At 68.1% G+C, this 18,056-nt stretch carries 15 protein-coding genes; 8 read left to right on the top strand and 7 right to left on the bottom strand.

Features of this window, described 5'->3' with window-relative positions; all coding sequences use genetic code 11:
• Positions 1-67: 67 nt before the first annotated feature.
• Positions 68-1,042, bottom strand: a complete 975-nt coding sequence (locus ACZ619_RS45035) for a carbon-nitrogen hydrolase family protein (protein WP_469611791.1) — start codon at positions 1,040-1,042, stop codon at positions 68-70.
• Between the two features lie 304 nt (positions 1,043-1,346).
• Between ACZ619_RS45035 and ACZ619_RS45040 the strand changes: the two genes are divergently transcribed.
• On the top strand, positions 1,347-2,222 hold the full coding sequence (locus tag ACZ619_RS45040) for a hypothetical protein (protein ID WP_469611792.1): 876 nt from the start codon (positions 1,347-1,349) through the stop codon (positions 2,220-2,222).
• Positions 2,223-2,321: 99 nt separating this feature from the next.
• A complete protein-coding gene (locus tag ACZ619_RS45045) occupies positions 2,322-2,555 on the top strand; it encodes a hypothetical protein (RefSeq protein WP_469611793.1) in 234 nt (77 codons plus the stop codon).
• 408 nt (positions 2,556-2,963) lie between these two features.
• Here ACZ619_RS45045 and ACZ619_RS45050 read toward each other — a convergent pair whose 3' ends face one another.
• The 3 genes from ACZ619_RS45050 to ACZ619_RS45060 form a co-directional block, all read right to left on the bottom strand.
• Positions 2,964-5,213, bottom strand: coding sequence for a helicase associated domain-containing protein (locus tag ACZ619_RS45050; protein WP_469611794.1), 2,250 nt, complete (start codon positions 5,211-5,213; stop codon positions 2,964-2,966).
• Between the two features lie 77 nt (positions 5,214-5,290).
• Positions 5,291-8,299, bottom strand: coding sequence for an AAA family ATPase (locus tag ACZ619_RS45055; RefSeq protein ID WP_469611795.1), 3,009 nt, complete (start codon positions 8,297-8,299; stop codon positions 5,291-5,293).
• Positions 8,299-9,498, bottom strand: coding sequence for an exonuclease SbcCD subunit D (locus tag ACZ619_RS45060; protein WP_469611796.1), 1,200 nt, complete (start codon positions 9,496-9,498; stop codon positions 8,299-8,301). The genes ACZ619_RS45055 and ACZ619_RS45060 overlap by 1 nt, the downstream gene beginning before the upstream one ends.
• Positions 9,499-9,757: 259 nt before the next feature.
• On the opposite strand from ACZ619_RS45060, the gene ACZ619_RS45065 reads away from it, so the two are divergent.
• From ACZ619_RS45065 to ACZ619_RS45075, 3 genes are read left to right on the top strand one after another with little or no spacing between them, the layout of a single operon-like run.
• Entirely contained in the window at positions 9,758-10,189 is a 432-nt protein-coding gene (locus tag ACZ619_RS45065) for a DUF6313 family protein (RefSeq protein ID WP_469611797.1), read from the top strand.
• Positions 10,186-10,479: a hypothetical protein gene (locus ACZ619_RS45070; RefSeq protein WP_469611798.1), complete on the top strand. Its 294-nt coding sequence runs from the start codon at positions 10,186-10,188 to the stop codon at positions 10,477-10,479. The genes ACZ619_RS45065 and ACZ619_RS45070 overlap by 4 nt, the downstream gene beginning before the upstream one ends.
• Before the next feature lie 22 nt (positions 10,480-10,501).
• Entirely contained in the window at positions 10,502-11,431 is a 930-nt protein-coding gene (locus ACZ619_RS45075; protein ID WP_469611799.1) for a pentapeptide repeat-containing protein, read from the top strand.
• Between the two features lie 291 nt (positions 11,432-11,722).
• Here the strand turns inward: ACZ619_RS45075 and ACZ619_RS45080 are convergent, their stop codons facing one another.
• On the bottom strand, positions 11,723-12,049 hold the full coding sequence (locus ACZ619_RS45080; protein WP_469611800.1) for a WhiB family transcriptional regulator: 327 nt from the start codon (positions 12,047-12,049) through the stop codon (positions 11,723-11,725).
• A gap of 329 nt (positions 12,050-12,378) precedes the next feature.
• Here ACZ619_RS45080 and ACZ619_RS45085 point away from each other — a divergent pair, with 329 nt between their 5' ends.
• A complete protein-coding gene (locus ACZ619_RS45085) occupies positions 12,379-13,074 on the top strand; it encodes an HNH endonuclease family protein (protein ID WP_469611804.1) in 696 nt (231 codons plus the stop codon).
• A gap of 170 nt (positions 13,075-13,244) precedes the next feature.
• On the opposite strand, the gene ACZ619_RS45090 is transcribed toward ACZ619_RS45085, so the two are convergent.
• Positions 13,245-13,751: a lamin tail domain-containing protein gene (locus ACZ619_RS45090; protein ID WP_469611805.1), complete on the bottom strand. Its 507-nt coding sequence runs from the start codon at positions 13,749-13,751 to the stop codon at positions 13,245-13,247.
• A gap of 491 nt (positions 13,752-14,242) precedes the next feature.
• Positions 14,243-14,368 carry a hypothetical protein gene (locus ACZ619_RS45095; protein WP_469611801.1) on the bottom strand — a complete coding sequence of 42 codons (126 nt, stop codon included), beginning with the start codon at positions 14,366-14,368 and terminating at the stop codon, positions 14,243-14,245.
• A gap of 163 nt (positions 14,369-14,531) precedes the next feature.
• On the opposite strand from ACZ619_RS45095, the gene ACZ619_RS45100 reads away from it, so the two are divergent.
• Together ACZ619_RS45100 and ACZ619_RS45105 are read left to right on the top strand one after the other, a co-directional pair.
• Positions 14,532-17,114, top strand: a complete 2,583-nt coding sequence (locus ACZ619_RS45100; protein WP_469611802.1) for a hypothetical protein — start codon at positions 14,532-14,534, stop codon at positions 17,112-17,114.
• A gap of 632 nt (positions 17,115-17,746) precedes the next feature.
• Positions 17,747-18,004 carry a hypothetical protein gene (locus ACZ619_RS45105; protein ID WP_469611803.1) on the top strand — a complete coding sequence of 86 codons (258 nt, stop codon included), beginning with the start codon at positions 17,747-17,749 and terminating at the stop codon, positions 18,002-18,004.
• Positions 18,005-18,056 lie beyond the last annotated feature (52 nt).

Raw genomic sequence — 18,056 nt, forward strand, 5'->3', positions numbered from 1 at the left:
CGCAGCGGTCAGACCGCCGCCATCCGCGTACCTCATGACGAGGATGTAGCACCGCCAACGCCCGCTGTCACCCCACCCTTTCAACCTCAGCGGCAAGGTGGTTCAGCAGGGCGAGCAGGAGAGGAGGGATGGCAGGGGGCAGGGTTTCAGGAGGTGTTCCTGATACTGCTCTGCCGGCACCGCGAGAGGGGTTTTGGCGGTGGTCGAAGGCGTCTTGTGCCCGTCGTCGCCAGGGCCGGGCGAGGCGGCGCGCCACGTGGATGTCGTGGTCGGTTGCGTCGAGGTCGATGTCGGCGACGGCCAGACCGGGGCGGTTGTCGTCGCGGCAGCGCGCGAGCCACCGTCCTCCCGGCGCCGCGATGCTTGAGGGCACTGTGGTGCTGTACTGGGCGGGGACGGAATAGCCGATCCAGTAGCCGTACAGGGCGGCGTAGGCCTGGGCGATGACGGCCCGCATCGCGTCGTCGACCATCACCGAGAGCAGGACGCAGTCGGTGTCGAGGCGTTCGTACTCGGCGAAGAGTTCGGGGAAGTGGGCCTCGATGCACAGTGCGATGCCGAAGCGGATGCCGTCGATCTCGAAGACTTTGGGGCCGGTTCCGGGTGTGTACATGTAGGAGGCTTCGGTGTGGGACAGCAGTCGCTTGTCGTAGCGGATGACGAAGCGGCCGACGTCGCTGACCACGTGGAAGCTGTTGTGCGGCCGGTGCGGTGGGGCGAGATGGTGCGGTGCGCCGAACGCCGTCCAGAGCCCGAGGCCGCCGGCGAGAGAGGCGATCGCGCGGGTCTCTTCCTCCAGGACGTCCCAGGGCAGGCGGGTCCAATCCGCTTCGGCGACGGTATCGGGGCCTGCCGAGGACATCACGTACTTGCTGGGGTAGACGACTGCACCCTCGGGGAACTGCACGAGCCGCGCACCTGCGTGGCTTGCCGCGCGCATCAGGTTCCGGATCTGCGTGCCGCTCTCGCGCAGGCAGTGCGGGTCGGTGGGGTCTTCGGGAACAGTGCTCTGGGCCACTGCCAGTCTGAGGGTCCTCGCCACCGGAGGGACGGTACGGGACGGTGACCGGTCCGGGTGTGGGGACACTCCAGCGGGCCGAAGTGCTCGGCACGGAAGTGCAGTTGCTGATGTGCAGGCATGTGCGTCTGCCGGGCAGGTGAGGTCCGGGATCTTCGCCGGGGTGGTACGCACTTTTTCAGAGCGCCCCCCGAGCACTTCAATACGCCCCTGCATATATGCAATGGATTCACCCATTGGAATGAATCGCAGATTCCCTCCGCCATGGATGGCTGGATACTACGTTCCATTCACTAACGTTCCTTAATTTTCGTTGCGGAGATGCGTCATGCCTCAAGGAAACCCGAACAAAATAAAGTCTCTGGGTCGCATCCTGGCAGTTTCTGCAGGCCCCGGGATCGTCTCACTTGTTTTCGGCGCGCTCGCGACCGGGAAAATCCTCTGGCTTCCTGCACTCATCGGGGTCGTTCTCATTATTGTTTTGTCCGTCTGGCAGATGGTTTCCGATAAGAAGTCGCGGGCGGCCATCGCCCTGGCGGAAACACGTGCCGAAAAGGCGGAAAAAGAGCTGGTGCGGGCGGCGGTGTTCGATGCCGGAATCCAGCCGGTGACGCAGTGGTACGGGAAAATTCACCAAGGGGACGGAAATTACGAGACCCTCCGTGGGCAGATCCTCGACAAGCTGATCGAAACTGCAGGTGAGCTTGTGTGTGCTGACGCCCTGTGTGCCTTCTACAGGCTCGACAGCGAACCGCGGGAGCTGGTCCTCGAGGCACCGTCGGGCAACGCGGGCGCCCTTCCCAGGACGTACGCCAAGAACGACGGGAATGGCGGCTCGTACATGCTGTTCCTGGCCGAGTCGGGCCAGGACGGTTTCAAATTCGTGCCGAACATCGACGGGGCCCACTTCGACGGCGCGGACCGGGTGAGGCTGGTGAACGGCTACCGGACAGCCCTGTTCCTCCCCGTGACGACCGGCTCCACGCCTCAGGGGCTGATTGTCATCCAGGCCAGGAACCCTGGGGACATTCCCGCCCCTCAGCCGGGTGCAATCCTCGACAGCAATTACCGGAAGTTTTATGCGATCGCGAGTCTTGCAAGTCTTCCCAGAGTCCGGAATCGGCCGGACAGTCAGATTCCCCAGCAGAACGGAAACAATTCCGCCCGGCAGGGGGAATCAGACAGCGTACCGCACAGTGAATAGCCATTGTGCATGTTTGTGCAAATTCGGAACGGGCAGAACTTTCTACTGTAGAGACGTCGTTAGAAGTTTCCGACGTGCAGGTCCTTTGGGGGAACGGTGATGGAGTCCGAGATCAAGAAGACCGGCGGGAATGCCAGTCCTCCCGATCAGGTGGTCGCCACCTCGGGTCACGACTGGATGCAGGGGCAAGAGAGCGGGCAGGCCTACTTCGACCGGGCCCGCGACGAAGCCCTGCGCGGCCAGCGGTCATTGACCAAAGAAATTACCCAGAGTAGCCAGCCATTGCTGGAGAAATTTCTCCTCTTCCTCCGGAAACTCTCCATTCGAAGCTAGGGAATCCCTGGGGCGGCCTTGCAAGAAATGGCTGGCCGGCGCATCGGAGCTCACCGGGCGTCGGCCCGTGCTGACCGGCTGGTGCGGCAGACACGGCCGCCCCGGGCACGGCCTGCTGCGGCCGGAGGACAGGCCGTGCGTCAGCAGGGCCGGGACCGGCCTCTGGCGGCCTTCACCGGAACGGACGGCTGTACCGGGCGGGCTCCGGTGCCGGGTCCTCGGCGCCACGGAGGCCTCGGCACGCGGCGGCGGGCCGGCCCTGAGCTGGCCGGTCCGCCGTGAGACAGATGGAAGCGGTACGCCGCATCACGTGTGGGGCGGCGGGAGTCCCCGGTTCCCCAGCGCGGTATCGCGCGCCCGGGAACCGGCTGAGAGACCGGGCAGCAGTGAGGCTGGGCGTCTGCCCGGTCACAGCCCCAGCTCGGCCAGAGCGGCCAGGCGTTGAGGGCTGAGACCGGACCGGCGTCGGCTCAGGTTGCTCAGCCACTGCCCCAGGCGTACCCGCTCGCCGTCGATCTCCTCGACGTGGCGCTGGGGCACCTTGAGATGGCCTTCTCTGACACGGAAGGCCCGTGCGGCGGCCAGCCCCTGCTGGAAGGCCTGCTCCCGTGCCGGCAGTGGGCTGTCCTTGGGCGTCACGGCAGGCACGTCCGGCACGGCGGGGCGCAGTTCCTGAAGGAGGCGGCGTTGCTCGGGCCGGAGGTCGGCGCTGCGGGTGAGCTGGGCGGTGACCCACTCCCCCGCCGACGTGTGGGCCGTGTGGTCTTCCTTCTGCCGGCGGGCGGCGTGGTAGGCGCGCTGCCAGGTGATCGGCCAGGGCGGGTTCCACCACGGGTCCAGGGCGGTCAGGGCGGCGGTGCGTTCTGGGGGCAGTTGGTGGGCGCGGGTGCGCTGGGTGGCGAGCCAGCGGCCGAGCGGGAAGTCGTCGTGGACCTCGTCGACGGGAACGGCGAGGTGGCCGTGGCGGGCGGCGTGAGCCGCGGCGTGGGCCAGGCCGCGCTCGAAGGCCTGCTGGCGGGGGTCCCAGATGATGCCGAGGCGTTCGAGGGCTTGGGTGCGTGTCGCGTCGAGGGTGCCTGTGGTGTGGAGGTGGCGCTGCCAGGTGAGCCAGCGGCCCAGGGGGTAGCCGGTGGTGTCCTCGTAGGTCTGGGAGACGTCGAGGTGGTGGTGGGTGCGGTGGTAGCGGCGGGCGGCGTTGAGACCGCGGCGCCATTCGGCGCTCTTGGGGGCGAGGACCCGAAGTGAGAGGGCGAGGGCGATTTCCTCGGTCTGGGCGGGGCGGTCGAAGTGCAGCCAGGCTTCGGGATCGCGCGGGGGCATGGTGGGGCGTTGGGTGCGGGGGTCGGCGAGGCGGGCGTGGAGGCGGTCGTCGTGCGCGCGCAGGGCCTGGATGGTGTGCCAGAGCGGGGTGTAGGCGTCGGCGCCGAGGAGGTCGTCGGGGTCTTCGCCGGGGGTGAGGTAGACGGGGACGACGAGGGTGGCCTTCTTGCCGGCGCCGGGCTGTTGGCGCAGGGCGCGTCCGACGGCCTGGACGGTGTCGACGGGGCTGTTCTTGGGGTCGGCGAAGACGACGGCGTCGATGGAGGGTACGTCGATGCCCTCGCCCAGGACGCGGGCGTTGGAGAGCACGGCGGGGGCCTCATGGGCGGTGTGGGAGGCGAATTCGAGCAGGAGGCGGCGGCGTACCTGTGGGGGGTGGCTGCCGCTGACCCAGTCCGCCCACAGGCCGCGGGGACGCAGGTCGTCGGGCAGGGTGGCGGCGGTGTCGGCCAGGGTGGTGGCGAAGGCGCGGGCGTCGGCGACGCGGTGGTGGAAGGTAAGGATGCGGCGCAGCCGGTGGTCGTGGATGGCGCGGAGCACGGCGACCTGGCGGCCGGCCAGGCGCAGGCCGTCGACGCCTGCGCCGGGCCCGGTGGCGAGCCAGTCGCGGAGGTCCTCGTCGCCGACGACGGGGACGAGGATCTGGTAGTCGGCGAGCAGGCCGAGGTCGATGGCGTCGGAGAGGGTCAGGCGGTAGGCGACGGGGCCGAAGATCGTCTCGTCGTCCATGGATGCCACGGCGTCGGTGCCGGTGGTGTCGTCGTCGCCGTTGTCGGGGTCCCAGATGCGGGGGGTGGCGGTCAGGTAGAGGCGGCGGACGGCGGGGACCTGGTCGTCGTGGTGGACGGCGGCCCAGGCTTTGCCGAGGCGGCCGGCCGTGCGGTGGGCTTCGTCGACGACCACCAGGTCCCAGGCGGGCAGGCGGTGGTCGCGGTGGGCGGCGACCACCGCGGGCAGGGAGGCGTAGGTGGCGTAGGCGGTGACCGGGCCGGGCTGCCGGGCCAGGGCGGTCAGTTCGGCCGGGTCGGTGGTGAGGGGGATGTCGGCGCCGAGCGGTTCGTGGTCGAGGGCCTGGCGTTGCGAGCACACAGCGACGGCTGCGCCTCTGCGGCCCGCGGTGCGCCACGAGCGGATGGTCTGGGACAGCAGGTCCAGTGTCGGCAGGAGGACCAGCACGCCACCGCGGGGGGCGATGCGGGCGGTGGTGCGGGCGGCGATGAAGGTCTTCCCGGTGCCGCAGGCGGCGATCACGCTCGCGCGGGGGTGATTGCGGAGCGCGGAGACTGCGGCGGAGACGGCTTCCTTCTGGTGGGGCCGCAGTTCGATGTCGGGGGCCATGAAGGTGTACCGCTCCGTGGGGTCGGCTGAAGGTTCTCGGAGGGCGGGGCGGGGGCTCTGCTCTCTCGGGATGCAGGTTATTCGGCTGCTTCGGTCAGGTGGGCGAGGGTGGAGCCGCTGGGGCTCTTTCGGACGTGGAGTCGCTGGGTGATGCGGCGGCGCAGTTCGGGGATGTGGCTGATGACGCCGACAGTGCGGTCGTGTGCGCGCAGGGAGTCGAGGACGTCAAGGACGTTGTGGAGGGTGTCGTCGTCGAGGGTGCCGAAGCCTTCGTCGATGAAGAGGGTGTCGAGGGGGTTGCCGCCGGCTTCGTGGGTGACGACGTCGGCCAGGCCGAGGGCGAGGGAGAGAGAGGCGAAGAAGGACTCGCCTCCGGAGAGGGTGTCGGTCTTGCGGGGACGGCCGGTCCAGGAGTCGGTGATTTCCAGGCCGAGACCGGAGCGGGCGCCGTGGGCGGCCTGTTGGTCGGAGTGGCGCAGGGTGTAGCGGCCTTCGGACATCAGGTGGAGGCGGGTGTTGGCGGCGGTGACGACTTGTTCGAGGCGGGCGGCCAGGACGTAGGCCTCCAGTTGCATGCGGACCCGGGTTCCTGGTGCGTTGCCGGTGGCCAGGTCGGCGAGGTGGCGGGCGGTGGTGTGGGCCTGTTCGAGTGTCTTCAGGTGTTCGACGGCCGTGCCCAGGGTGGTGGCGAGTTCGGTGAGTTCACCGGTGCGGGTGCTGGCGGTGGTGGCGGCGGTCACGGCCTGGGCGTGGTGGTCGTCTGCGGCGGCGCGCAGGGCGGCGGCTGCGTCGACGTCGGCTGCAGGCTGGGCGGCTGCGTGTTGGAGGGCGGGGTCGTCGAGGACGGCTTGGTGGGTGGCTCGTGCTTCACGCCACTGGTTGATCTCTTCTTCCAGGGCGTTGAGGTCCTGTTCGCTGAGCAGGGCTTGTTCGGCGGCGGTGAGGGTGCCGAAGTCCTGGGCGGTGGCAGCGTTGGTGGCCTCGCTGGTGCGGGTCATGAGGGCCTGGGTGAGGCTGGTGGCGGTGCGTGATGCCTCGGCGGCGTGCTCGAGGTGGTCGGCGGTGCGGGTGAGGTCGTCGATGCGGGCTGCCAGGGTGGGGGCGGTGCCGCGGGCGGTGTCGAGTTTTTGGGTGAGCTCGGTCTGTTGCCGGGAGAGGGTTTCCTGGGTGGCGGTGCGGGCGGACAGGCCGGCGGTGGCGGTGCTGTCCTGCTGCGTCATGGCTGTGTGTTCGCGGTCCAGCTTGAGGAGTTCTTCTTCGACGATCCCGCGGTCGGCGGCACGCTGGAGGGTGTCGGTGATCTGCTCGGTGAGTTGGCCGTGTTCCGTCTTGAGGGTGGCCAGCGGGGTCTCGCCTGCTTCGCCGGTGGCGCCCGCAGCGCTCTCGCGCAACTGTTGCAGCTCGGCGGCGATCGTGTCGCGTTGTTGCTGGGCCTGCAGGTGGGTTTCCTCGGCGGCCTGCTCGGCCTCGCGGTTGGGGTGTCCGTCGGGCGCCTGGGCGGGGGCCGGGTGGGAGCAGGATCCGCAGACCGGGCAGGGTGTGCCGTCGGTGAGGCCGGCTGCGAGTTCGGCAGCCATGCCCTCGGTGCGTCGGCGGCGGATGTCGATGTGTGCCTGGGCGGCCTGTTCGGCTTCCTTCTGCGCGGTGGTCAGGCGCTGCTGGGCGGTGGCGATCTGTGCGAGGTGGGCATCGCGGCGTTCGGCGGCTGCCAGGCGGATACCGAGGGTGTCCAGCTGGGTCTGGTGGCCCCGGCTGTGTTCCTCCGCCAGGCGGGCGGTTTCCCGGCGCGCCTCCAGGGCGGTGCGCTGGGTGGCTTCCTGTTCGAGCCAGTCGCGGGCGGTGCGCTGCTGGTGGGTGAAGTCCTGCTGCTCGGCGTCGATGCGTTCGAGGTCGGCGGTGAGCCGGTGGAGGGTGTCTTCCTCGGGTAGGAGGGTGTTCAGCACGGCGATGTCGTCGCGCACGTGCTGTCCGGCGGTGGCGAGGTCGGCGGCTTGGAGTGTTGCGTGTTCGGGGAGCAGTCGGGTGCGGGCGTCGCGTTCGGTGTCCTGGGCGCGGGTGTGGTCGGTGCGGGCGGTGGTGACGGCGTGCAGCAGGGGTGCGAGTTGCTGTGCGCGGCGGGCCTGTTCGCGGCGGCGGCCCAGTTCCTGCTGGTGGGGGGTCTGTCCGTCGAGTCGGTCCATGTGCTCGCGGGCGGCGGCGTGAGTGGTCTGACGCTGGTGCAGTCCGCGGGTTTCGTTCTCCAGCTGTTGCTGGGCGAGCTGGTTGTTTCTTGCTGTTTCGGCGTCGTTGTGGGCCTGGAGGGCTTCGGTGTGGCTCGCCTGGGTGAGGTCGTGGGCCCAGGCCAGGGCAGGGTCGGCCAGGGTGTGCGGGTTGTCGGGAGTGGGTGCGTCGTGCCGGGACTTCAGTGTGGGGCCCGCGGCCTGGTGGATGCGGGAGGCGAGGTGGAGAACCTCGTCGCGGGCGGTGTCGCGGTTCTTCTGGACGGTGCGGCTGTGGTCGTTGAGCCAGCGTTCGATGAAGGCGTAGCGGTCGGTGTGGAAGAGCTTGCCGAGGAGTTCACGGCGTTGCGGTGCGGCGGCGTAGAGGAACTTGGTGAACTCGTTCTGGGGCAGGAGGACCACCTGGCAGAACTGGGTCCGGCTCATGCCGAGCAGGTCTTTGATCTCTTTGCCGGTTTCCTGGTGGGACTTGCTGGAGGGCTCCCAGTGACCCTCGCCGAGGGAGTCGGTGGTCCACCGGTGGAGCCGGGTCTCGGCCTTCTGGAGGGTGTCGCCCGTGCCGCTGCGCTTGGGGCGGGTCTGCTGGGGGATGCGGTCGATCAGGAGTCGCCGGCCGGCGACGGTGACGTCGAGGGTGACCTGGGTGAGCAGGCTGTCCGGGGCGTGGTGGCTGCGCAGCATCAGTTCGCGGTCGACCGGGGGTTCGCCGTACAGGGCGAAGCAGATGGCGGTGAACAGGGTGCTCTTGCCGGCTCCGGTGTCACCGTGCAGGAGGAAGAGGCCGTCGGCGGTCAGGGCGTCGAAGTCGACGGTGTGGGTGCCGGCGAAGGGGCCGAACGCCTGCAGGGTGAGGCGGTGCAGACGCATCAGACGGTTTCCTTCTGCAGTTCGTTCACGCGGGCGGCGTCGACGGCCAGTTGGAGCAGGGCGTGTTCGTCGGGGGTGGGGGCGGCGCCGCGCAGGTCGGTGATGAAGTCGCAGGCGATGTCGAGTTCGCTGCGGCCCTGCAGGCGTTCGGTGTAGGTGGGGGTGTCGGTGGCCTGGGCGGGGATGAAGGGACGCTGATGCTTGAGGCTGAGGGTGTGGGTGAAGCGGCGGCGCAGGCGGGCCATGGCTTCGAAGGGAAGGGCGGGGTCGGTGAGTGTGACCTCGAGCCAGGCGCCTTCGAGGTGCTCGTGGGCGGGGTCGGTGAGCAGGTCGTCGATGAGGCCTTCGAGTCGCTCCAGGCGGTGAGGCTTCGGGCAGGGCAGCCGCTTCAGAGCGGGGGCTGTACCCCGGGTGGTGAGGTCGACGAGGGTGAGGGACTTGGTGTGGGCGGCTTCGGAGAAGGAGTAGGCGAGCGGGGAGCCGCTGTAGTGGATGCGGTCGGTGACCTTCTGGGGGCCGTGGAGGTGGCCGAGAGCGACGTAGTCGATGCCGTCGAAGACGTCTGCGCCGGCGTGGGCGACCCCGCCGACGCTCAGGTCGCGTTCGCTGTCGGACTCTTCCATGCCGCGGACTTCGTTGTGGATGGTGCCGGGGGTGACGAAGGCGTGGGCGATGACCACGGAGCGGGTTCCGGCCGGCTGGCGGTTGGTGAGGTCGGCGTGGATCCTGTCCAGCGCGGCAGTGAGCACTGCGTGGTGGGAGGCGGATTCCGCGTCCAGCTGGGTGTGGACCATCGACGGCTCAAGGTAGGGGATGCCGTACACGGCGACCGGGCCGTCGGCGTCTTCAAGGAGGACCGGGACATCGCAGGTGTCCGGGTCGGTGCGCAGGTGGATACCGGCGCGGGCGAAGAGGCTGGAGCCGACACCGAGGCGGTGGGCCGAGTCGTGGTTTCCGCTGATCATGACGATCGGGACGTCGAGGTCGGCGAGCTGGTGCAGCGCGCGGTTGAACAGGCGCACGGCGTCCAGGCTGGGGATGGCCCGGTCATAGATGTCACCGGCCACGAGGACCGCGTCGACGTCCTCACTACGGGCGGTGTCGACCAGATGGTCGAGGAAGGCTTCCTGGGCAGGGATGAGGTCTTCTGAGTGGAACCGGCGGCCCAGGTGCCAGTCCGAAGTGTGCAGAAACCGCATGAGTGCAGACAGTAACTACAGAGAGGGCAGTGACGGGCGGTTTTCCTGATAAACGGGTATCGGGGTGAGAGCTTGGAGGATCGGGCCGCACGAGATCCACTGGCTGTTCGCGTGCGCTGGCAGGCGCGCTGTCGCTCGGTCTCAGCGACCGAGCGGACCTCAAAGATGCGCAGCATCCATCTCGGCGCGGCACCAACTTCGTCCGTGAAGGCCAACGTTCGCCCGCCTTGCGGCTCACCGGCCCCTTACCGTTTGTGTTGTGACCGCAGCACCCACACCCCCGCCTGGCGGCCCCCCGCCCCCCAGCCGGCGGCTGCGCCTGCGGGCGCGGTGGGCCGATCGGCACGCCCTGCCGCGGTTCGGCTTCTGGCTACTCAGTCGCGGCGCCGCCCTGCTGGCGGTGTGCTTGGTGCTGTATGTCCTCGATGGGATCATGATCGGCTGGGCACCAGCTTACGAGGTGATGACCGGCATCACCTCGCCCGCTGATGTCCGTCCCCAGTGGTGCGCCTGGCCACTATCTCTGACTGGCTGGGCCGCAATCCCAGCTATTGTCGGCGCGGCTGCTGGCTATGTCATCACCGAGCAGATCCAGGCCCATCACGCGCGTGAGCTTGGCGACGTCCTCGACGAACTGCGCCGCCTAGCCCAACAATCCGGGCCCCTCCCGCCGTCTGGGGGCGGCCCGTGATCACCCTGCACGACGTGTACGAACAGGGCAGTGAAACCGTCAAGGCTGCAGTCCGATCCTTCGGCGCCCGCCATGCAGCCCCGGATGTAGAACCCGACTGGAAAAGCGCTGAACGGCACTTCACCGATTTGATCGAGATCATCATGGGGGCCTCGGTACCGACGTCAACAGGGGCGGCAGACACGGTGCGGAGGGCCGAGCGGGAAGCCATCGCATTTCTGCTCGCGGTCAACAACCTTGCCGACTACCGCTGTCCCATCTGTGTCAAGCAGCATCGGTCCGCAAGGTGAACCATCGGCCTACCCTGGAGACGTGGTGACGGACGCCGAACGATCCGAGCACGCGGCCCGCTTGAGCGGACTGCTCTACCTCGCTTGCCCCGGCGCCAATCCTGAGGCCATCGTCGCCACGGCGAAAGCCATCGTTGAGGATGCAACGGACCCGCCTAACGAACCTGTCCGAGCAGCCGCGCAACTCAACAATTCTGCGCAGCAGAGCCAATCCCCGCATTCGCTGCCCCACGCGGACCTGGCTGGCGCAGACCTGGCCGGCGCAGACCTGCTCGGCGCGAACCTGAGTGGCACAGACCTGGCCGGCGCGGACCTGCTCGACGCGAACCTGACCGGCGCAAACCTCACCGACGCAAACCTGCTAGGCGTCAACCTAAGCAGCGCAAATCTGACCCGTGCAGACCTAACCCATGCGAATCTGACCTCCACAAGGCTGTTCCGTGCAAAGCTACTCAACGCAGACTTGACCGGTGTGATCCTGCTCGGCGCGGAGCTGTTCACCACGAACCTGACCGGCGCCGACCTACTCAACGCGGACCTGACCGGCGCGGACCTCACCGGCGCCGACCTGACCCGCGCGAACCTCACCGGCGCCGACCTGACCCGCGCGAACCTCACCGACACGAGCCTGGTCGGCGCGAACCTCACTGGCGCGAATCTAACCTATGTGAACCTGCTCGGCGCAGACCTACCTCGCGCGAACCTGAGCGGCGCAGACCTAACCGACGCGAAGCTCACCAACGCAAACCTGGTCGGCGCGAACCTGTCCGGCGCGCGGCTTGCCCGTGCTCGGCAAATGAAGCTACCTGTAGGTGTGACCTGGGACCTGCACACAAGCTGGCCTCAGCACCTGGCGCGGATTGTCGCCGAACAATCCGACGAAGTGAGCCCCGGTGTCTACCGAGTGCGCGACGAGCAGGGGCCCAATCGACGTGGGAGAGTACGCGTGTAACCACGTGTACCGCAGTGCGGTAGGCGGGTTGACGAACCCTCCCTACCTCGCCGACGACTCATCCGTCGCGACCTGCGGGCTCGAGGTTGAAGGAACCGTACCCCCCTGAACCTCGTCCATGACACGATCGTGGACCGGGCGGCCGGCCGCGAGGTCCCAATCACCCCACGCACGGCTTCGGTTGGCGTCGGCCCTTCCCCGCGGCAGAGCGCACACCCTGACGGGGGATCGCCTGGAGAGCCGGTCCGCACCGTCTGCGGTCTCGGCGGCCGCAGGCAGGGGTGGCAGGACTCAGCCTGTCTGCGACAAATTTTCGCCCGGCTCCCGATGCACTTCCTGCCTGCCGTACTCGGTCCGCGCAGTCTCCAGCAGCAGCCGCCACGAGATCACCGTCGGTCGTCGGCGCAGTAGCGCGCGCCGTTCCCGCTCGGTCATACCGCCCCAGATGCCGTGCTCGATGCGGTGGTCGAGGGCATGCGAAAGACATTCGGTACGCACAGGACAGGCCGCGCACACGGTCTTGGCCTGGTTCTGGGCCGCGCCCTCGACGAACAACTCGTCCGGATCAGCACTCCGGCAGACCCCACGCGCACCCCACTCCTGATCGTCCCCGGTCACCCGGACACCGCCCTCTCCCCGGTACGGCCCGCCGCACTCCCCCGGGCAGGCGCAGTGTCAGAACGCTACGGCAGACACGCAGGGCACGGCACATCGCGGCGTCACAGCAATCCCTATGGGCGAAGGGGGACTTGACGACAGCCTCACGGAGGCCGGCGGCCAGATGCTCCTGGGAGCCGGGACAGGTCGAATGTCCTTTCTTCGATGGTGTGACTAGTTCGCCAGGCGAGTGAATCTGCGTCCGACCGGCTCGCACCGGGCCCCAGTACAGCTACGAAGATCACAACCCTGTTCGCGATCTTCGAAACGGAGACCCGGCCGTGCGCCTCATCCGCACCCCACGCACCCTGATCGCCGCGCTGTTCGCACCGCTCGTCCTGCTCGCTCCCTCCACCGCCCACGCAGCCAGCCCGGCTGCCGGTCATCTGCCCGCACGACACGCCCCCGGCGAAACCATCACCCTCCCGGTCCGCGACGCACTCGCCGCTCTCACCGTCGCGGACGAGGACCGTGCCGGCTACACCCGGGACAAGTTCAAGCACTGGACGGACGCCGACAAGAATGGCTGCAACACCCGTGCGGAAGTACTCCTGGAGGAGGCCGTCGCCGCTCCCGAGGTCGGTCCGAAGTGCGCGCTGAGCGGGGGCAGCTGGTACTCGCCGTACGACGACCGCTACCTCGACAGCGCCAGCCAGCTGGACGTCGACCATCTGGTCCCGCTCGCTGAGGCGTGGGACTCCGGAGCTTCGGCGTGGACGGCGAAGGAGCGCGAGGCTTACGCGAACGACCTGGACGACGCGCGGGCGCTGATCGCAGTGTCCGCGGCCTCCAACCGGTCCAAGGCCGACAAGGACCCCGCCGACTGGCTGCCCTCCTCCGCCGGCTACCAGTGCGAGTACGTCACCAACTGGGTCGCCGACAAAACCCGCTACCAGCTGACTGTCGACTCCGCCGAACAGGCCGCGCTCACCAAGCACCTGGCCGCCTGCCCCGACCAGCCCATCACCGTCACCCTCGCTCACTGAACATGCCTCTGGCCCGTCACCACGACAGAAGCGTGGATAACGGGCCAGGCATGAGGAAGAGATACGCGACGGCGCCGTGGCGATGCGCCCCCACCACCAGCACAGCACCGGCCGACAGGGTGCCTGCGACCGGACCGGGGATATCCCGGCCGCCGGCACCCGGCTCGCTGTCAGGCGCGGCGGTCGCCGCCGCCTCGGTGCCCGCCGCGGTGGTCACGGTCACGGTCGCGGTAGCCCCAGGAGGCGTCGTCGATGAAGCGGCCGTGGTCGTTGCGCAGGGTCGCGGTGTCCCGGTCGTTGTTCCACACGTAGTTGCGGCGGTCCTGGTAGACGTCTGCGTAGCGGTCGCGGCCCTCGCCGGTGTGGACGCGGACGGTGGAACGCCCGTCCAGGCGGAAGTGGCGGAAGGTGTAAGTGTGGCCTGCCTCGTCCGACAGCGTCCAGCCATCCAGGTTCACCGCCCGCCGGGCCGTGTTGGTGACGTCCACCCACTCCTTGTTGAGCGACCAGTTCGAACGGTCATCCCGACCTGGGGAGTCGTACTGCACGTCACTGATCACCACAGCCCGATCGTGCGGGCGGGCGACGGGCTGGCCGGCAGCAGCGGCAGGAAGTGCCAGCGCCCCCACGGCGGCAGCCGCAACAGCGGCAGCCGCGGTCAGACGACGGACAGTCACAGAAACGGACACAGGGGTCCTCCTTCTCAGAGCCCACACCCCGCACCAGCGATGTGAAGTCGCTGGCTGCCGAGGTGTGTTGTGCTGGGTGGCGGCCCGGTCGGCCGCACACCCACACCTTGCCCGGCCCCGAACCCGATCAGCCCGGAACATGAAGCATGTGACGAATAACGGATATTTCAGTGACTCTTGGCTGCAAAGCCCACCAATGTGATGAACATGACGAAATGAAGGCCGGTCATCAGTCGCTTCTGCGGAATGGCGGACTCGCTCGCTCGTCTGGGCAGCCAGTGCCGCTTGCGACAGGTGGGCCGGACTCCGAAAGTACGTAACAGTCGCCGTCACCCGAACGGGGGCCGAGCATGGAGCGCGGCCCACCCAGCGCATGTTCGGAGAGGTGTGAGTCATCTCTGCTGAAAGGGGGCGGCCGCGCAGCCTTGTGCTCGCATGACCCCGCAGCCGCGGGTTCTATCGGACGGATGGCGGGTCGGTCAGAAGAACTCGTGCAGTCGGTCGAGAAGGAAGCGGACGAAGCCGGAGACGGCCGCCGCGAGCACGGTGGCGCGAACGTCCTTGACGCAGCGGTGGTTGCGACGACCTGCGGGAGCACGCGACATGGAGGTGTCCTCACGTTGTGGCGGATTGAGGTAGCCGGCCGGCTCTCTTCCACTGTGCAGGCGTCGGGATACAGCACTTCCGAGTTGCGATGGGCCCCAAACGGCACTGGGACTCAGCCCAGTTCACAAGCGCGTCCGGCATCGGTTTGGGCACGATGGTGCGATGAAACGAGACGGCATCGTGGGCGGGCCCGCGGGTCGAAGAAGACTGATCGCGCGCCCGGCTGTGCCGCCGGGGCCGCTGCGCGTTCTCAAGGGCCTGGTCTACGAGGCGTATATCGCCGCCGGCGCGCCGACGCTGGACGCCCTGGCTACGGCGATCAGAGCGGACGATGATCTGTCCGCTAGCCCCGGCAGGGACACGATCAACCGCATCATCGGTGAGCCCGGTCTGCCTGCAAGACAGGCGGACACCGTCGCGGTGGTCACCACGCTTACGCGCCTGGCCGGTGGGGACGGACAGCAAGCGGGTCTCAAGGCAGCTGATCTGTGGATTCAGGCACAGCTTGAGGAACCGCTCGGCCGCTTCGTTCGGGAGATCGACCCCTATCGTCTGGAGGTCCATCCGGCGATCACGGTGCTGGGCAGCACGGGCCTGCCAGCCTATGTAGAACGCGAGCATGACAGGGAGTTGCGGCAGATCGTTGCCCGGGCCGTCGAAGGCAAAAGTCAAGTGGTGATGCTCGTAGGCACGTCTTCGTCGGGTAAGACGAGGTCCTGCTTCGAAGCCGTCAGGCACCTGCCTGAGGATTGGCGGCTGTGGCATCCTTACGATCCCGACCGGCCCCGCGCTGCGCTTGCCGATCTTCGGCGTGTCGGCCCGAGGACTGTGGTCTGGCTCAATGAAGCACACCACTACCTGCTGCATCCCGATTACGGTGAACCGATCGCTGCCGGACTTCGCAGCCTGCTGGAGGAACCTTCCCGGGGGCCGGTTCTGGTCCTGGGAACCATCTGGCCGGGTCCGGGGTACTTCGATGAACTGAGCCGAACTCCGCAGCCTGGGGACGCTTCTGAACGCGAGGGGAGGCTTCCGCTCCCGTCTGGACGAAGGGATCCCTTCGGGCAGGCACGTGTCCTGCTCGCGGGCCGCCATCTCCATGTTCCCACCGCTTTCACGCCGGGAGAAGTCGAGGCCATCAAGGACTCTTCGGACCCGCGTCTGGCCGCGGCGGCCCTCAGCGCACAGGACGGTCTGGTCACCCAGTACCTGGCCGCCGGATTCGAGCTGGTGGCGATCTATGACGAGGCACCGCCTGGTTCCCGGGCCCTGCTTGATGCCGCGATCACGGCCCGCTGCCTGGGCCACCCGCTCAGCTTGTCCTCGTCTTTTCTGGCCGAGGCTGCGGAGGCGTATCTCACTGATACCGAGTGGGATCTGCTTCCGGAACATTGGTGCGAGCAGGCGCTGGCACGGCTCACTGAGCCCGTCAAGGGCGTGCACGGCCCGCTGTACCGGCAAAGGCGCCAGCGCGGTTCTGCCCACGCCGTTACACCGTCAGCCGACCGCTCCTACCGAGTGGCCGACTTCCTTGTCGATCACATCCGCAGCACTCAGCGCGTCCGTCCCGTCCCCGCCCTGTTCTGGCAAGCAGCCATCCAGCACTGCGAGGGCGATGCCGCGCAACAACTCGGCGCCGCGGCCGAAGTCAGAGGACTGACGGAGATCGCCTGCCGCCTGTGGGCGAGGGCCGGCGACTACATGAAAGTCGCACGTCTGCTCAGTGATGCGGACAGGCTCGAGGAGGCACTGCCTTGGTTCGAGCAGGCCTATGCCGCAGGGCACGCACGAGTGGCCCGTATTGCAGCGGAGGAGCTGATCCGCGTCGGGAGGTCAGATGCAGTGGCAGGCTGGTTCGAGGGGCTGCCGGGTTGTGCACCGGCCGAGGCCATGCGGTGGACCGGCGTCGTGCTTGCCTGGGCCGGCCTCACAGACGAGTGCCTCGTCTGGTTCGACCGTGCAGCGCGGGCCGGAGACGCTCACTCGCTTATGACGGCAGCCGAGGAACTGGCAGTACGCGGGCAGTTGGAGGGAGCCTTGGCCTGGTGTGAACGAGCCATCGCAGCCGGCGTGGACGGGGCATATGAAGCGGCCGTCGGCTGGCTGATGGACGCAGGGCTTGTACAGGACGCACGCGTCTGGGCCCGGCGGGCCCAGACTGCCGGCTGCAAGAGCGCAATGGGCCTGACGTGGGGTGAGCTGACATCACCCCGCACGACAGGAGACCTCCCCTCGTACGCTTCCCTCTCCGACGAGCCGGCGGAATTGCTGTCCCGGCTCGCAAGCGGGACAGGCCCCACAACTCCCCTGGGCGAGGTCTCTGCATGGGCTGCCGCTGCCGCTGCCGTCCACGACTCACGGCCTCTGGCCGAGGCCCGGCGCCTGGCTGCCAGCGGCGAAGTGAATTCGGCGTTGGCAGCTGCCGAAAAAGCCACCGCGGAGGGGGACGCCGGCGCCCTGTACTGGGCTGCGCAGCTCTGTGCAGACAAAGGACGGTGGACGGAATGCTTCGCATGGTGCCGGCGCGCAGTCGCCACAGGAAGCGAGCTGGCCGCCCATCTGGCGATCGTCAGCCTCGAGGAGTCAGGACATACCAAGGAAGCCCGACAACTTGAACGCTATGGATGGACTCCCACCGGAGCAGTAGCAGCCCCCTGGAACATGGACGACCTGCTGCTTCCCTCACACCGCCAGACAACCGGCACCGACGACTTCGGCACTCCGCCCGGGCCGGCACAGGACTGAAATCCTGAACGCACGCGTCGGACCATCGAGTTCCTGAACCTGATCGGGGCCTGCCACACGTTGCGGATCTCCAAAACGGACCGCGCAACCGCATCAGAACCGGCCATCCCCATGGTCTGCGCCAGTCGCCGCCAGGTCACCGCGTCCGGTTCATACTCAGAGGCGCCTGTGAGTCGTCGCCGTCCGGATTTCGGATCTGCAGAGCACTTGTGAGGGGCCAGAGCAAGGCGCTCGTCCGCGGTCATGAATCGGAGCACCTCGGCCGAACTCCGTTCCACCCGCGCGATCTCCCCGTCGGGAAAGGTCGCCACGTCCCCCTTGCAGCCCAGCACCCCTGCGCAGGCCAGCGACAGGACGTCCGAGCAGTCCTGCACGGCGACGGAGCCGTACTCGCGGGCAACGGCTTCCTCAATGCTGGATTTCCAGGCAGAGGTCAGTGGCGATACGAACTTCCAGTAGTGCGCGGCTGATTCGGCGGAGCCGTCTCCGGCGCCCAGGAGGCAGACCGTGACGTCTCCCAGCAGGGGCAACAGTGCCTCTACGGCGTTCCCGGACTTGCCGGATGGCATGAGTCGGACGGTCTTCGGGCTTTCACCGCCGAGAAGGAGGCTTCTGATACGGCGGGCCTGACCTTGGACGCGCTGGCGGCAGCAGCCGAGGTCCTCAAGGACACGCCCGGCAGACTCAGCACACTCACCGAGGGGCAAGCGGCACGCAGGCAGGCCCTGGCCGAGCTCGCAAGCGAGGATGAAGCCCTGGCTGAGCGTGCCAGCGGGCTGCAGGACACGGAGGAGCGCATCGCCGAGCTGTGCGGAAAGGCGCAGGACGCCGGCAAGCGGCCGCTGCCTCTGAACCGCCCCGGGTTCGGTAGAGATCTCAGATTGTGGTGATGACCTGGGGTTTCGTGAGTTCGGTGTAGTAATTGGCTTCGTATTCGACGGG

The organism is Streptomyces sp. NPDC104367, from assembly GCF_055583825.1.